The sequence below is a fragment of the Cryobacterium sp. AP27 genome (genome assembly GCF_056680495.1).
Genome location: NZ_CM155285.1, coordinates 705,843 through 720,847 on the forward strand (window position 1 = coordinate 705,843; position 15,005 = coordinate 720,847).

Sequence of the window (15,005 nt, forward strand, 5' to 3'; positions counted from 1 at the left end):
GCGTGGGAGAGCCTACGGCGTGGCATCTCCGGTGGCGTCGTCCTGCAGAAGCGCGGTAATGGCGCGGAGGGTCTCGGGTGAGACATCGGAAAGCGTGCGCGCGGCGAAGTCGACAACTCGGTTGGCGCGCAGCTGCCGCACGAACACCAGCTGAGAGTCCACTCGTTCGGGAATGTCATCGTCGGAGCCGAGCAGATACTCGGCCGGGATCCGAAAGAATTCGGCGATGCCGGTGAGCAGGGCGGGATCGGTCACGAGGGGCCCGGCGCCCGACAGCATGTAGGCCCAGCGCGCGCGGGACAGCGACAGTCCCTTCGCCGCCAGCGCGGCGGCGATGTCTTTGTAGGTGTGCGGAGTGTTTCCTTCGGCGACCACCACGTCGAGCAGAAGGTTGATTTTCCGGGCAAGTTCGCGCTGGGCGGCCGAGGAGTCGGCGGCACTGGCATTGTTTGCCGGCACTAGAGAACCTTCCCGAATCCGGTCTGTCTCCCGGAACGGGTGTTGGAGGAGTCCCTCAGCATCGTGATGGCAAGCTCATCACCGATCGCTTCGGCCAGCGCCTCCTGCTCAACCGTGAAATCCCGTCGGGACAAGGCATGCACGATCGCATCCATGGGAATCAGGGGTGCCAGCAGGGCGATGCGGTCGGCGGGCAGCAGAACCTTCTCGTGGGCGAGGATCATGTGCCCATACTCGTGATTGATGAATTGTTGCCGGTGAACTGCGGACTCGGTAGGCGCGTAGTGCACACGCTCGAAGGCTTCGTCGGCGATTTCGATCCACAAACCGCAGATCCCGTACTCGACCATGCGGGAGGTGGCCTCGCGCACGACGATCTGCTTGCCGCGCAGTCGCTCCATGCGGTGATGGAGACTTTCGGGGGTCAGGGGTCGAGGCAGGTCCAGTCCCGCGAGAAGTTCGCGGGCGTGAACGACTCGTTGTTCGTGGTTCGTGGTGTGTCCCTACTCGAATCCGTGGTCGCTCATCGCGAGCGATGGCCTCTTCACTGTACAAGAGTTCGCCGGCGGGTCGGCGCCCCGCTGTGGGGCGCGGCCCTTGACACCGCGCGGCGCACTCGGGACACTGGGCACAATCGCAAGCGAGCCCGCGGATCGTCGACGGCAGGGGCCTCCCGAGTCCGCCGCCACGTCCGGTTCGCCGGAGTTCGGAGGGGTCGTCATGGCGAATCGGCGTTTCGTACTGGCCAACGGGCGTGGCCTGGGTCTCTCCGGCCTCGGTGACGCGGCTGCGAAGCGCTTGGTGGTCCTGTGCCACCCGACACCGGGTTCGGGGATGTTCGACCCGAATCCCACGATCACCAGCACGTGGGGTGTCCACCTCATCGGTCTCGACCGGCCGGGCTACGGAGGGTCCGACCCCTTGGGCGACTCAGAGCCGGTGACGATAGAGCGGCGAGCAGACGACATTGCCGAGTTTCTGGAGCGAACGGAACGGGTTTCCTCCGAAGTCAGCGGCACGGACTTCGGTCGGGTGGGTGTCGTTGGCTGGGGGATCGGTGCGGAGGTCGCGATGTCGCTGGCCGCCCGACATCCGCGTCGAATTGATCGTCTGATTGTGGTCTCGGCCGTTGCTCCCGTGGCTTCGGAACAGTCGTCGCCGTCCTCCGCCGTGGAGTGTCTGGAGGTGTCACGCGGCGACACGATGGAATCCCTGATCACTCGAGTCTCCGAACTGATGCCGTTCGGGCTCGATGCCCTCGGCGTCTCTCCCGATGACCCCGCTCTCGGCCGACTCGGGGAGCTGGGGCGACTCGGCAGGATGCTCCGTGAAGCGGAGGTCCAGGGCGCCATCGGTGTCGCGACGGATCTGCTGAGTCGGCGCGACCCCGGTTGGGTGGCAGATCTTGACCGCATTACCGCGGATACCGTGCTGGTGTACGGGGAGGACGACCCGGTGGCGCGTGCCTACGACAGCGCCTGGTTCGCCAAACGCATCCCGCACGCTCGGCGTGCAACGGTTCAGGGGAGTGGGCGCCTGGTGATTTCTGACGTCTGGCAGCAGGTATTGCAGCACGTTGCACCGCGCCACGGCGGTGTATCGGCCGAGTTTCGCTGAGCCCGCGCAGCGCGACAGTACAGCGCACCGGACGCGGAACGTGCGACCGGGTCACGTGCCCTGGGGTGTCACGCAGGTCGGCGCCGGGCCTGAACCGGCGTCAAGGGTGCGTCAGAGTCTCAGCGTCGGCCGTTGGCGTCGGGCAGCAGTCGAATCAGCCGCTGCGAGCCATCTTCTTGCAGCTCGGCCAGGTCACTGCGTGACGCGAGAAAATCGGTGAACGAACGGTAGCCGAGGGGCTTCTCGTTGAACGCAGGGTCCATCCGACGCATTTGGTTCTTGACCGTGCCCGTGTTGAGCCACTCGTCGGCATCGCCCTTCGCATGCCCGATCTGCAGCGCACGCACGAGCAGCTCCGTGGCGACCGTCTGCGGGTCGGTGTCATCGGCCGGTTCCTGCTCGTCGAATTGTGTGTCATCGGTGTGCGAGAACATGGGGTTTGTCGAGACCTTGCGCACCTGTGCAGGAGCCTCCTTCGGCTCTTTGTCTACCGGTTCCGACGCCTTCTTGGTCGACGTGGCTCTGTCGGCCGTTGCCGGAGCCTGTTCGGATGTCGCCGCGACCTTCTCGATCCCCGGGAGCGAGTCGTAGTCCTCGAATTCGTCGCACGCCGCCGCGAGCGAGGTGCTCGTCGACCCGGCGACGCCGATGCCGACCACGAAACGACCGAGGCGTTTGGATTTCTGCGCGAGGGCGATGTAGTCGGAGTCGCCGGCGACGATGATGACGTGCGTCAGGTCGGGCAGTCGGAAGAGGTCCTCGACCACGTCGACGGCGAGCCGAATATCGGCACCGTTCTTCGTTCCGCGCGTGGTTGCGGTGAACAGCTGAGTGAGATCCACGGCTCGCGACATGAGCTGACGTTGATAGTTCGCGTTGACGGGAACAGACCAGTCGGCATACGCGCGGTTGACGACCAAAGCACCGAACGACAGCGCGAAGTCGATGATCGCGTTGAAGTCGACGGTGGCGGCGGCAAGCCGCGCGGCGACCTCGGGGTCGGCACCTGCCCTCGACTTGTCGAAGTCGCGGATACCGTCGCGCTGGAACGCATTGCGCCCGTGCAACTGCTGGTAACGCGAGATGACGATGTTGTCGAAGTCGATGTAGAGGCCGACGCGTGCTTCGTTCGGTTCGGTCATGGTGAGCTCCTTAGCCGTAGGCGGAAGACTCAATAGCGATCCGGTACCTCTAGTCTGCGGCGAGCGATGCGGCGAGGGCAACTCGTGTCTCGGCGAGTTTGCCCCGCACTTCCACGAACCTAACGAGGAAGCGGCGCTCGTCCAGCTTCTTACGGCGCATCCAGCTGGTCACCTCATCGTTGCTCTTGCTGGCGTTGCAGGCGCCGCACGCCGGGACGATGTTGTCGAGGGTGTAGCGCCCGCCCCGGGAGATTGGTTGCACGCAGTCCCGCTGCAGGGCGCGGTCGCTCGCGGCACAATACGCGCAGCAGCCCCACAGCTGTTGCAGTGTCGCCCACTGTTCCGGGGTCAGATCGTTCTCGACCAGGGCCATGCGTCGTCGGCGTCGACGAACGGCCTTGGCAGCGCGGCTGTTGGGGTGGGGCACGGATTCAGCATATCGCCAGACCTGCGGGTGCTCACCGGTCGCTCACCGTGGGCGGAATCAAAACAACGTTTCCGACGTGGCGTTTTTGCAGGAAGTCGCGCTGCGCGGCGGCAATGTCGTGCAGCGGGTAGGTGCGCTCCAGCAGCGGGCGGATCTCGCCTCGTTCGACGTACGAGACGACGTCGGCAAACACATGCTCATCCCAAGCGGTGCAGCCGATGAGGCGCAAGTCGCCCAGATAAAGGGTGCGCAGGTCGAGTTCGACGATCGGGCCGGCAATGGCGCCCGACGTGACATACGTGCCACCATGTCGCAGCACGGCGAGCATGCCGCCGAATCCGGCGCCGGCGACGTTATCGACAACGACGTCGATGCTCTTGGCGCCCAGGTGCACGACGGGATCCTGCCCGCGCTCCAGGACCTCGTCGGCACCGATCTCAAGAACTCGTTCACGTTTCGCGCCGCTGGCGATCCCGATGACATAGGCGCCCCGTCGTTTCGCCAGCTGGACGACGGCCGATCCCACGCCCCCGGATGCTCCGGGGACCAGAACGCGCGTGCCCACGGTGATGCCGGCACGGCTCACCATGTTCTCCGCGGTGCCGTACGCGCACGGAATCGTGGCGAGCTCGGCGTCGCTCCAGGTGCTCTCGACCGGGAACACGTCTCCGGCTCGCGCAATCGTGAACTGCGCGAAAGCGCCATCGCGATCGGAGCCGAGCCACTCGGTCTGGTTGGATCCTGCCCTAACGCCCAGGGGCATGCACGAACGAATGAGCACGCGGGTGCCGACGATGGCCTCGTCGACCCCGCTCCCGACCCCGGCGACCCGACCGCAGCAGTCTGCGCCTTGGATCAGGGGAAACGGTGTGGCCTCATTCCAGCCGCCGTCCACGCGATCTGCTCCGACTCCCTCGATTCCGGCGGAGGAATCGTCGGTGGCGGTCGACACTGACGACGAATACCAGCCGAGTCGCGTATTGATGTCGGTGTTGTTCACGCCCGCCGCGAGTACCCGAACGAGGACCTCGCCCGGTCCGGCCACCGGTCTTGGTACCGTGCTCACCACGAGGTGGTCGACGTCGCCAACACCTGTTGTGACGACGGCGATCATGCTCGCTGCGTCGGAGTGGGCGGGTTGAGTGCTCTGCTGTGGGCTCATGAGCCCAGTCTCGCAGGCTACGGAAAAACCTCTCAGAGCCCGGCCGACGAAATCATGATGGCGACCGGTTGCCCGACAGGTCAACCGGTCGCGTTTCGCGCCATCAGGGTGCGGCGTCTTGTCGACTCATGTCGCCCGTCGCCGGAACGCGTCCCTTCCATCCGTAGCGCAGGAGAACCGCACCCTTCGCCGACGGTGGCTCGGCAGCGAGAAGTTCGAGAGATGCGGGTGGGCCCTCGGCGGTGAACAGCCGTTTGCCCGGGCCGACCACGATCGGGTACACCCACAGGTTCAGCCGGTCGAACAGGCCATCGGCGACGAGAGTGCGGGCGAAGGCGATGCTGCCGATCACGTGGATTTCCTCGTGACGCTCACGCAGCGCCGTCAGCTCGGCGACGAGATCGCTTCCGAGCAGGTGGGAGTTGTGCCATTCGAGTTCGGGCGTGCCACGGGACGCGACATATTTGGGGATCGCCTCGAATTTGCGACCGATACCGCCTTCGGGCCCGTCGAGGTGATGCGGCCAGTAGCCGGCGAAGATGTCATACGTGCGCCGGCCCAGGAGCAGGGCGTCCATACTGTCTATGCCCTCCCCGATCTGGGCGCCATCGGTCGCGTCGACCAGAGGGGCCTGCCAGCCACCGAATGTGAAACCTCCGTCGGAGTCTTCATCGGGGCCGCCGGGAGCCTGTGCGACTCCGTCAAGCGTGGTGAAGACGTCGATCTGAATGCGACCGGACATGAAGGTCTCCTTTCGGCGCGGTACCAGACTGCGTGCGAGAAATCGCTCCGTCACCTTACTCCGGGGGTGTTTTCGTGGCCAGTGATTACGACCAATCATCAACGAAGTAATGCGCGTACCGATTGATTGGCAACCGTGAAGTTGCTAAAATACGGGCATGGATGTGGTCTTCCGCGCACTGTGCGACCCAGCTCGTCTCGCCCTGCTTGAGGAACTGGGCTCGCGCAATGACCAGACCCTGTTCGAACTGTGTGTTCGCTTGATCAAACGGGGCCACAACATGAGCCGCCAGGCCGTCGCCAAACACATTGCCGTGCTGCGTGACGCCGGGCTCCTGCGATTGACCGCGAGCGGGCGAACGACCATCCACCATCTCGATACCTGCAACCTCGTTGAGGCGCGCGCGTGGATCGATGACCGCATCAAGGAGACAAGCGCATGACTATTACCATCACCACCGCGTCGGTGTTCGTTGCCGATCAGGCGAAGGCATTGGATTTCTATGTCGGAACGCTGGGGTTCGTGAAGAAGACCGACCTGCCCGCAGGAGAGTTTCGCTGGCTTACCGTTGTCGGTCCGGGTGCACAGGACGGCGTGGAGCTGCTGCTCGAGCCGGACGAGCACCCGGCGGCGAAGGTATTCAAAGCGGCGCTCGCCGAAGATGGCATACCGTTCACGAGTTTCGGTGTCGATGACGTGGGTGCGGAGTACGAGCGGCTCGTCGCGCTCGGTGTGCGTTTTACCCAACCACCCATGGTCATGGGGCCCGTCACCACTGCCGTGTTGGACGACACGTGCGGCAACCTCATCCAGATCGCGAGCATGCCGTGAACCTGCTCGATGCGGAGGGCCGGAAGACCGGACTCTGGGAGGAACCTGACCCGCACGGCGGCATGATCTCCGGACATTATCTTGAGGGTGAGCGCACCGGGCTCTGGCGACACTACTTTCGCGACGGCGCCCTGCGCTCGGAGTTCCAGTACGACGACGGCGAGCTGAACGGGGACTGCATCTGGTACCGGCAGACCGGCGGATTGCTGCAAAAGGGTGGGTTTCTGCGCGGTGACAAACACGGCCTTTGGCAGCGCTGGACGACGGGCGGCCTGCCCATCGATGAGGGCACCTTCGATCGAGGAGCGAAGTCCGGCCCGTGGACCTACTTCGCGCCGGATGGAAGCATCAAGAGGACGACCAACCATCGAGGAAAGCGCTGAGCGCCGCCCCTGCGGATGCCGCCGTGCTCCTGCTCGTTGCCCGCTGAGAGTCAGGGGCCTGCTGGACCTGCCCGTTCAGCATGCCCCCCACATGCCCGTACCGGACGTCGTTGCAGCGTCTTCTGCCGCACGCAGGAGCGGGTAGTAGGCGTCGTTCGGGGCAATCATGAGTGACTCGGCGGCGCCTCCGGCAACGAGCTCGTAGTTGACGAACCGCCCGTCCTCGGTCCAGAGGTAGAACTGGCTGCGGCCGTATTGATCAGTCGGGTCCTGGTCGGTGGTGATCCACGTCTGGCTGCCGTCCGGCAGCAACATCCGCAACTGCTCAGTGGCCTGGTCGCCGAAACATTCGGCATGGTCACCCACCTCCGGAGTATCGATACCGAGGAGGCGCACCTTGACCGCGTCCGTCGTCGCCACCAGGGCGTTGGGCTGAGTCGTTCGCAGGAAGAGCGTGTCACCGTCGTGCACATGCTCCACGGTCATCGCCACAGCCTCACCGGGGCGGGCGGGTACGCCCCGAGGACGAGAATGCCGACCAGCACCCGCGAGCCGTTCCTTGCACTACGCATTCCCCGAGACTAAGGCAGAGTCCGCGGCCTCCGCGTCGACCGCGTGCGGCCGGGGTGATCGCCCCGATGACTGCTCCCTCAGGGCGATAGTAGATCCACGCGGAATCCGCATGGTCGATCCGTGTGGCTACGGCTCTTGTTCCGCTCCGTGCATTGTACGAACAGTGTCTCGGTGCAATGGTTAGGGAAATCGCTGCGTTCGGTGGTGATCACACCAGCGGAGGACCGCTTTCACGGATAGGGGCGCCATGACGGAGTCGAAAGATGAGAAGCGCGAGTTGGGTCCGTGGAGCCCGGCCCTGACTGCTCGCGCCCCGCTCCGTTCCTACAACCCGGTGGGTAGTGCGCCCGAAATCGTGGGGTGGGGGTCCTGCTCCTCGGCAGGTTGCAGTCGAACGATAACCGCCTTGGACACGGGTGTGTTGCTGCCGTCAGCGACGTTGTCGAGGGGAACGAGCACGTTCGCCTCCGGGTAGTAGGCGGCGGCGCAGCCCTTGGCGCTGGGATAGGAAACGACCCGGTAATTGCGTAGCACTCGCTGCGCGCCGTCATCGTGAATCCCGTGTACGTCCACCCGTTGGCCGTCCTCTAATCCCAGTTCGGCCAGGTCGTGCGGATTCACGAAGACCACATGGCGGCCCTTTTTGATGCCGCGGTAACGGTCGTCGAAACCGTATATGGTGGTATTGAACTGGTCATGAGACCTCAAGGTCTGCAAGATCAGCGTGCCCGTCGGCCGGTCGAGAAACTCAAGCTTGTTGACGGTGATCACGGCCTTTCCCGTGGGGGTGTGGAAGGTCCGTGAGTCGCGCGGCCCGTTCGGCAACACAAAGCCGCCATCCTGCCTGATCTGTATGTTGTAGTCCTCGCAGCCGCCCACCACGTGAGAGATGTGTTCGCGGATCAGGTCGTAGTTCATCTCGAAGCCGGCCCAGTCGGCGGTGGTCTTTCCGGGAATCGTCGCCCGTGCCAGACGGGAGATGATGGCGACTTCGGAAAGGAGTCCAGGCGCCACCGGTTCAACCTTGCCGAAGGACGGGTGCACCGCACAGACCGTGTCTTCCACAGACACGAACTGCTCCCCAGACACCTGCCTGTCGATCTCGCTGCGTCCCATGGTCGGAAGAATGAGCGCTTCCGTGCCCACCACGGCGTGAGAGCGGTTCAGTTTGGTGGAGATCTGGACCGTCATCTCCGTGCCGTGCATGGCGGCTTCCGCGGCGTTCCTGTCGGCGATCGCTCCGACCAGGTTTCCGCCCAGGGCCATGAAAAACTTGATGCCGCCGTCGCGCATGGCCTGAATCGTCTGGACCGCATCGGTGCCGTGGTCAATCGGCGGTTCGAAGCCGAATTCCTTGCCCAGCGCATCCATGAAAGACGGCGGCATCTGCTCCCAGATGCCCATTGTCCTGTCGCCCTGCACATTACTGTGGCCTCGGATCGGGGATGCCCCGGCGCCCGGCTTGCCGATGTTGCCGCGCAGCAGAAGCAGATTGATGATCTCCTTGATGGTGGCGACCCCCTTCTTCTGCTGGGTCAAACCCATCGCCCAGGTGATGATCACCCTTTCGGCCTTCAGGTAGCGGGCCGCCAGCTCGTCGATTTCCTCGACGCGCAGGCCCGTGGCCTCCAGGACTGCGTCCTCATCCAGCTCCGCGAGGTGCAGTTCGAGCTCCTCAAGGCCTTCACAGTGCTCCTCAAGAAACTGGTGGTCCAGCACCGTCCCCGGGTCCTTGGCCTCGGCATCGAGCACGCGCTTGGAGACGGCCTGCAGCAGCGCCATGTCCCCGCCCAGCCGGATCTGCATGAACTGGTCGGCGATCTCGGTACCGCGGCCAATAATGCCCTTGACCTCTTGCGGGTTTTTGTACCGTTTCAGGCCCGCTTCGGGCATCGGATTGACGGCGACAATTTCTGCGCCGTTGTCTTTGGCCTCCTCCAGGGCCGTGAGCATGCGTGGATGGTTGGTGCCCGGATTCTGTCCCATGATGATGATCAGATCGGCCTTGCCGAAGTCGTCGTACGTGATGGTGGCCTTGCCGATGCCAATCGTCTGACCCATGGCCCAGCCGGAGGATTCATGACACATGTTGGAGCAGTCGGGCAGATTATTGGTGCCGTAGCCGCGCACGAAAAGTTGATACGCGAAAGCGGCTTCGTTGGACGTTCGGCCGCTGGTGTAGAAGGCAGCCTCGTCGGGGGACTTTAGATTGTTGAGTTTGCTGCCGACGATGGAGAACGCCTGGTCCCAGCTGACGGGCCGATAGTGATCCTCGCCGGCGGGCTTGTACACGGGTTCGGTGAGGCGTCCCTGCATGCCGAGCCAATACTCGGAGCGCCCGAGCAAGTCGCTCATCGAATGCTCGGCCCAAAAACTGGAAGACACGACCACGGGAGTCGCTTCCCAGGTGACGGCCTTGGCGCCATTTTCGCAGAACTCGAATGCCTTGCGATGATCCGGATCCGGCCACGCGCAGCTCATGCAGTCGAAGCCATCCTTGTGATTCATGGACAACAGGGTCTTTCGTGTGCGCCCCACACCCATGTGCTCAATCGCGGGAATCATTGAGTGAAGCACGCCGGGAATCCCGGCGGCCCAGTCCTTCGGCCTGCCAACCTCGATTTCGCTATCATCGGGTTCATTCACTGGAGGATTCTCGCGCACCAAGGCCACTCTCCCTCTCTGCCACACTCCGAAGCAGCGACCGAAACGGTCCTGCACGTCACCTTAGGAGTAACAGCTACGGCCGGCCATCGCAACCACAATCTGTGAATGATTCAGCCCCCACGAGGGCGACCGCGCGGGGGTTCCGCGCAAACTATGCTTGGAGCCATCAAACAATGGGGAGCCGCCGAGAGCGGCACCGGTGAGGGGAAAAATTGTGAAGTCATTCGCGTGCGGTGACGTGGTACCCGGTTGCACGGCGAGTTGGGTGAGCTCGACCGATGATGAGATCCTCGTTCTCGTCGCCGCGCATGCTAGTGCCGTGCACGGAATCACGACGGTGACCCCGGAACTGGTGGAGAGCATCACCACCCGAATCGTAGCCACCTCCTGACCAGGCCACCGTCCGCCTCGGCGTGGTCGACGATGCTGGATGCCGTCTGCGCCGGGACCGGTGTGTCTGCGGTGTTCCAGCCGATAGTAGACACCGCCCGCGGAACAATTGTCGGCTTCGAGGGTTTGTCTCGTTTTGACCTCGGCGAATCCGTCGGGGTCGAGGAACTGTTCGACCAGGCACGTGCGGCGAACCGCTCCGCGGAGGTCGAAGCGAGATGCCTCCGTGTTGTCCTGGCGGAACGCGCATCGGTTCCCCCCAATTGCTTCCTTACCGTCAACGTGTCACCGCATGTGCTCCGCAATGAGGAAATCCGGGCCGTTTGGCGCGACCATCCGGACTTGCAGGGGATCATCGTCGAACTCACCGAACAATCCACCATCGAGTCCTATCTCGACCTTGAGATCGAACTCAATGCGCTCCGCGGTGCTGGTGCGCTCATCGCCGTCGATGATGTCGGTTCGGGGTACGCGGGCCTCACCCATCTGCTTGCCCTGAAGCCGGCGCTGATGAAACTTGACCGGCAGCTCATTCAGGGCATCGATGCCGATGAAGCGAAGCGTGCCCTCGTCGAGATGATCGGCACCTTCGCTGGTCGCATCGATTCGTGGGTTCTCGCCGAAGGCGTCGAAACGGCGGCGGAGTACGACACCATCACGGCGCTCGGCGTTCCGCTCGCCCAGGGGTACTATCTCGCCCGGCCAGGTCCCGGCTGGCCCGACCTGGACAAGTCCGTGCTGCCGGCCGCCGTGCCGAAGTCCGTTCCAACGGTTCGGGATCTGATCGACGTGGTGCCCGCGGTGGATACCGCCCGGTCGGCCGCGGCTCTTTTCGCCCACGATCCGGGGCTTCGCACCGTGGTTCTGATCGACCACAGCAATCGGCCCGTCTCTGTTCTCGACAGCGAGAGCGCCAACCTCGGTGTCACCACGGACGGACTCCGCGTGAACCTCGACACCCCGGTTCGCGACGCGCTCCTCAGAGCCATCACTCGGGACAGGGCGCACCGCTACGACCCGCTGATCCTCACCGACAACGCCGGCCGTTACGCGGGCATCGCCCGCATGGAACGCCTTATCACCGACGCCGTGAGCTAACGAGCACTCCTCGCGGCGAAAGCGAAAAGGCACGGTGTCAATCGGCTTCTCGCTCCAGGACGGTCGTGATCGAGCTACTCCCCGTGAGCCAGAAGCTGTTCACGACCCGCCAGCCATCGGCTGCATGCTCGTTCAGAGTCGCTTCCAATTTCTGGGAAGCAGTCTCCTTGAACAATCCGCCGCGCTGGGTAAGAACCTTGTACTGCTTCATTTATTGTCTTTCCTTTGGCGATGGTCCGAGTGAATCTGAATCGGCGTGAACATGATCAAGGTTGCCATGGTCCCGGGGCGGTGCCAACGCGCAGGTCGGCGTTCGGACAATGATTGCCCGACGGTGCCGGGGATCCCGTTCATGCGCGGGCAGCAACCGGGATGACGGCAGGCGAGCTGAAGCCGCGCACGAGAAGCCAAATCGCAAAGAAGAGCTCGAACAGGCCGCCGGGGATTGTCGTGGGAAGCCCTGCTCCCTCGACCCCAAGAAGCTCGAGCACAGATCCCGTGGCGAATGCTGCGTAACCGATGAAGCCCCATGCTGCCAGGAAGCGCGGGACGAGTCGTGTGCGGTAGAGCACGACGCAGAAGAACAGGCTTCCGATGCCGAGCCCCGCCATCGCGATGTTGTAGGCGAAGATGTTGGCAGCGACCGCACCAGTGAAAAGCGCGATCGCACCGATGGCGAGGAGCGTGCCCTCGAACAGACGAGTGGCCACATATCCGACTGCCGCTGCGGGAGAATGCGGGCGCAGGATCGGGTACACGAGCGCGCCGATTGCGATGACAGCGGCCGTATTGAGGAGCATCATCCCGACGCCGATCATCAGGGGGCCGCTGCCCGCTGTCGCGGTAGTGGCAATCGAGGTGCCGATGCCGTAGAGGAAGAAGGCGGCGAGAAAAAGTACTCCAACCAATGGGGCGGCGGTACTGGGGTTCTTCATGTGGTTTTCCATCTCTAAGTCGGTATGGCCATACGGTGTAAGGGCGAATAGCACGAAAGTACCATACGATGTAAGGTGACGTCTATGGCTACGACGAACACCAGAGAACCGGTCACGAGAGTGCGGGCAATCCGCGCCGCGGTGGCCATCGCCGACGAGCGCGGCATCGAGTCGCTGAGCATGCGCAAATTGGCCGTAGAACTTGGGGTCGAAGCCATGTCGCTCTACTACCACGTCAAAAGCAAAGACGAAATCTTCGACGGCATGCTCGACGTGGTGTACTCCGAGTTCGCGACACCGGAGGCTGGTGACGAGTGGCGCTCGGCGATGCAGGCCAGGGCAGAGTCGACGCGACGCGTGCTTGCACGACACCCGTGGGCCATCAGAATGAAGGCCAGAATGTCACCGGGCCCAGCCACACTCGGCCACCTGGATTCGGTGATCGGCTGCTTTACCGCCGCCGGTTTCTCGATGCCGTTGACCGGCCACGCTCTGTCGATTCTCGACAGTTATGTGCTGGGGTTCGCGCAGCAGGAAGCCGCGTTGCCCCTGAACCCCTCCGGCGACATCGGCCCCGCTGCGGAGGAGATCATGGCCGGGCAGGAAGCGATGCCCGCCGTCTACCCGAACCTGGCCACCATGGCGGTCACCCTTGTTCTGCAGCCGGGATATGCGTACGGCAACGAGTTCGACTTCGGGCTCAAGCTCATCCTCGATGGCATCACTGCCGCGTTGGTGGCAGAGGCGACCTAGACGCCACCTTGCATCGTATGATGACGCCTACATTCCTCACATCGTATGGCTCATACCAACTTGGAGATTGGACACCCCGATGAAGCACTCTCGTACCAGCGCTCGTATGGTCGGAGTACTCGTGCTTGCGGCATCCACGCTCGCTGGACTTAGCGCCGCGTTGCCGGCAAATGCCACTGCCACTGCCGCTGCCAACGACAATTCGATAGAGGACTTTATCGACAGGGAGATGCCCGCTTCCGCCGTGCCAGGCTTGGCGTATGCCGTCGTAATCGATGATGACATCACATCGGTTGGCGCGCGGGGTGTCGTCAAGCTCGGAAGTGACACCCCGGTGACTGCGGACACCCCCTTCGTGATCGGTTCGATCTCCAAGAGTTTTACGGCGTTGGCCGTCATGCAACTGGTCGAGGCGGACAAGATCGGCCTTAATGCCGAGCTCTCGCAGTATCTTGACGAGTTCGCCGGCACGCCCGCCGGCGCGATCACGATCCGGCAGTTGCTCAGCCACACGAGCGGCTTCTCCACTCTGCAAGGAAACGCCGGACATCCGGATGCCACCGGGAAGAACGATGAGCTGGCGCGCGGGGTTGACCAGCTGGCCGAGGTGACTCCCACCAACAAGCCCGACGAAAAGTGGGAGTACTCGAATGCGAACTACGAGATTCTGGGTCGCCTGATCGAAGTCGTCAGCGGACGGCAATACCAGGCCTATGTGACAACGAACATTTTGGAGCCGGTCGGTATGGACCACAGCTTCGTCGCTGACGGCGTGATCCACGAGTCGATGGCGACCGGGCACGTGCCATGGTTTGGCACCAAGCGTCCCGTGGCTGACGACACAACCGACCGCGCAACGGCTCCACAGGGCGGAATCATTGCCAGCGCCAACGATCTCGCGCGCTACCTCGGCATGATGATGAACGGCGAGGACGATCTGCTGAGCGCCGAGGGCAAGGCGCTTATGATGCGCCCGGCCAGCGACGTATCGCCGGGCTACGGCTTCGGCTGGTACGTGGAATCCGGCGTCGGGGCCGTCTGGCATACCGGGGTCAGCCCCGGCGTCGAAACGCTCGCGACGATGCTCCCCACAGAGAAGAAGGCGGTCATCGTGCTCGTCAACGGCGGCGGCGGAATGGGCTTCGGAGAAACGGACCACCTCCGCATCGGCATCTCCGACATGGCCCTCGGCCTCGACTATTACGAAGGGTCCGAATCGACCAGGCAGGCACTGTTCCTCGGTCTTGTGGCCCTGCCGATCTTCTACCTGCTCAGCATGGTCTGGGCGTGGCTTCGCCGGGCCAAGATTCGCGCCAAGACCCGGTCTGGCGTCTCTGGCCTGTTCAGCTTGTGGTTCCCGCTGCTCGCCACACTGGCCGCGGCGTGGGTCTTTCTCGGCCTGGTGCCACGACTGAACGGCACGCCGATCAGCCACTGGGTCCTGTTCCAACCCGATGTTGTTCTGGTGTTCGTCGCCTCCGCGGTGATGGGGGTGATCTGGGCCGCGTTCAGGCTCGGGGTGGCCTACATCGGCAAGTCCGGCCCTGCCTGACGGTTGGGCAGCCGCCGGTCCTGCGCGTTGCGCGACTGCCTGAGGCAGGCCTCTGTCAGAACGCAGGGACCGGTGGACGATCCCTTGCGGGCAGTTTGTCGGCAGAGCCGCGCCTTGCAGCGTGACGTCCACTCAATGACGCTTCGCAGGTAGGAGTTTCGCTTCTCGATAACTTTGCGCATGTATCTCGCGAGTGCAAGGCGCTCGACTATGTGGCCGAGGACTCCCAGGGGCGCAGCAAACGAAACCCGATCAATCATGACGGTGCCGGTGC

General features: G+C 63.6%; 18 protein-coding genes. 8 read left to right on the top strand and 10 right to left on the bottom strand.

The genetic code is table 11. The features are described from left to right. Positions 1-12: 12 nt before the first annotated feature. Together AC1MB9_RS03245 and AC1MB9_RS03250 are read right to left on the bottom strand one after the other, a co-directional pair. Positions 13-459 carry a hypothetical protein gene (locus tag AC1MB9_RS03245; RefSeq protein WP_479963612.1) on the bottom strand — a complete coding sequence of 149 codons (447 nt, stop codon included), beginning with the start codon at positions 457-459 and terminating at the stop codon, positions 13-15. Continuing rightward, on the bottom strand, positions 459-860 hold the full coding sequence (locus AC1MB9_RS03250; RefSeq protein WP_479963613.1) for a hypothetical protein: 402 nt from the start codon (positions 858-860) through the stop codon (positions 459-461). Before AC1MB9_RS03250 ends, AC1MB9_RS03245 begins: the two co-directional genes overlap by 1 nt. 319 nt (positions 861-1,179) lie before the next feature. Between AC1MB9_RS03250 and AC1MB9_RS03255 the strand changes: the two genes are divergently transcribed. After that, positions 1,180-2,076, top strand: a complete 897-nt coding sequence (locus tag AC1MB9_RS03255; RefSeq protein WP_479963614.1) for an alpha/beta fold hydrolase — start codon at positions 1,180-1,182, stop codon at positions 2,074-2,076. 119 nt (positions 2,077-2,195) lie between these two features. Here AC1MB9_RS03255 and AC1MB9_RS03260 read toward each other — a convergent pair whose 3' ends face one another. The 4 genes from AC1MB9_RS03260 to AC1MB9_RS03275 form a co-directional block, all read right to left on the bottom strand. Further along, the gene (locus tag AC1MB9_RS03260) at positions 2,196-3,218 is read right to left on the bottom strand and encodes an NYN domain-containing protein (RefSeq protein ID WP_479963615.1); all 1,023 of its coding nucleotides are present in this window, start codon (positions 3,216-3,218) and stop codon (positions 2,196-2,198) included. Positions 3,219-3,267: 49 nt separating this feature from the next. After that, on the bottom strand, positions 3,268-3,645 hold the full coding sequence (locus AC1MB9_RS03265) for an HNH endonuclease (RefSeq protein WP_479963616.1): 378 nt from the start codon (positions 3,643-3,645) through the stop codon (positions 3,268-3,270). 31 nt (positions 3,646-3,676) lie between these two features. Beyond that, positions 3,677-4,807 (bottom strand): zinc-binding dehydrogenase, encoded by a 1,131-nt coding sequence (locus AC1MB9_RS03270; RefSeq protein WP_479963617.1) that lies wholly within the window; start codon positions 4,805-4,807, stop codon positions 3,677-3,679. 103 nt (positions 4,808-4,910) lie between these two features. Continuing rightward, positions 4,911-5,549, bottom strand: coding sequence for a dihydrofolate reductase family protein (locus AC1MB9_RS03275; protein ID WP_479963618.1), 639 nt, complete (start codon positions 5,547-5,549; stop codon positions 4,911-4,913). Positions 5,550-5,706: 157 nt separating this feature from the next. Here AC1MB9_RS03275 and AC1MB9_RS03280 point away from each other — a divergent pair, with 157 nt between their 5' ends. From AC1MB9_RS03280 to AC1MB9_RS03290, 3 genes are read left to right on the top strand one after another with little or no spacing between them, the layout of a single operon-like run. After that, complete coding sequence (locus AC1MB9_RS03280; protein WP_479963619.1) at positions 5,707-5,991, top strand: ArsR/SmtB family transcription factor; 285 nt, start codon at positions 5,707-5,709, stop codon at positions 5,989-5,991. After that, positions 5,988-6,380, top strand: coding sequence for a VOC family protein (locus tag AC1MB9_RS03285; RefSeq protein ID WP_479963620.1), 393 nt, complete (start codon positions 5,988-5,990; stop codon positions 6,378-6,380). Before AC1MB9_RS03280 ends, AC1MB9_RS03285 begins: the two co-directional genes overlap by 4 nt. Continuing rightward, on the top strand, positions 6,377-6,763 hold the full coding sequence (locus AC1MB9_RS03290; protein ID WP_479963621.1) for a toxin-antitoxin system YwqK family antitoxin: 387 nt from the start codon (positions 6,377-6,379) through the stop codon (positions 6,761-6,763). Before AC1MB9_RS03285 ends, AC1MB9_RS03290 begins: the two co-directional genes overlap by 4 nt. A gap of 75 nt (positions 6,764-6,838) precedes the next feature. Here the strand turns inward: AC1MB9_RS03290 and AC1MB9_RS03295 are convergent, their stop codons facing one another. Then, complete coding sequence (locus AC1MB9_RS03295) at positions 6,839-7,249, bottom strand: thermonuclease family protein (RefSeq protein ID WP_479963622.1); 411 nt, start codon at positions 7,247-7,249, stop codon at positions 6,839-6,841. A 411-nt stretch (positions 7,250-7,660) separates the two neighbouring features. Then, positions 7,661-10,003 (bottom strand): FdhF/YdeP family oxidoreductase, encoded by a 2,343-nt coding sequence (locus AC1MB9_RS03300; RefSeq protein ID WP_479964570.1) that lies wholly within the window; start codon positions 10,001-10,003, stop codon positions 7,661-7,663. A gap of 214 nt (positions 10,004-10,217) precedes the next feature. On the opposite strand from AC1MB9_RS03300, the gene AC1MB9_RS03305 reads away from it, so the two are divergent. Beyond that, positions 10,218-10,394: a DUF1059 domain-containing protein gene (locus AC1MB9_RS03305; protein ID WP_479963623.1), complete on the top strand. Its 177-nt coding sequence runs from the start codon at positions 10,218-10,220 to the stop codon at positions 10,392-10,394. Between the two features lie 32 nt (positions 10,395-10,426). Then, entirely contained in the window at positions 10,427-11,491 is a 1,065-nt protein-coding gene (locus tag AC1MB9_RS03310; RefSeq protein WP_479963624.1) for an EAL domain-containing protein, read from the top strand. Positions 11,492-11,528: 37 nt separating this feature from the next. On the opposite strand, the gene AC1MB9_RS03315 is transcribed toward AC1MB9_RS03310, so the two are convergent. Both AC1MB9_RS03315 and AC1MB9_RS03320 read right to left on the bottom strand, forming a co-directional pair. Then, on the bottom strand, positions 11,529-11,702 hold the full coding sequence (locus AC1MB9_RS03315; protein WP_479963625.1) for a DUF4177 domain-containing protein: 174 nt from the start codon (positions 11,700-11,702) through the stop codon (positions 11,529-11,531). 139 nt (positions 11,703-11,841) lie between these two features. Next, a complete protein-coding gene (locus AC1MB9_RS03320; protein WP_479963626.1) occupies positions 11,842-12,426 on the bottom strand; it encodes a DUF4386 domain-containing protein in 585 nt (194 codons plus the stop codon). Positions 12,427-12,510: 84 nt separating this feature from the next. On the opposite strand from AC1MB9_RS03320, the gene AC1MB9_RS03325 reads away from it, so the two are divergent. Together AC1MB9_RS03325 and AC1MB9_RS03330 are read left to right on the top strand one after the other, a co-directional pair. Next, entirely contained in the window at positions 12,511-13,179 is a 669-nt protein-coding gene (locus AC1MB9_RS03325; protein WP_479963627.1) for a TetR/AcrR family transcriptional regulator, read from the top strand. A 106-nt stretch (positions 13,180-13,285) separates the two neighbouring features. Then, on the top strand, positions 13,286-14,731 hold the full coding sequence (locus AC1MB9_RS03330) for a serine hydrolase domain-containing protein (RefSeq protein WP_479964571.1): 1,446 nt from the start codon (positions 13,286-13,288) through the stop codon (positions 14,729-14,731). Positions 14,732-15,005: the final 274 nt, after the last annotated feature.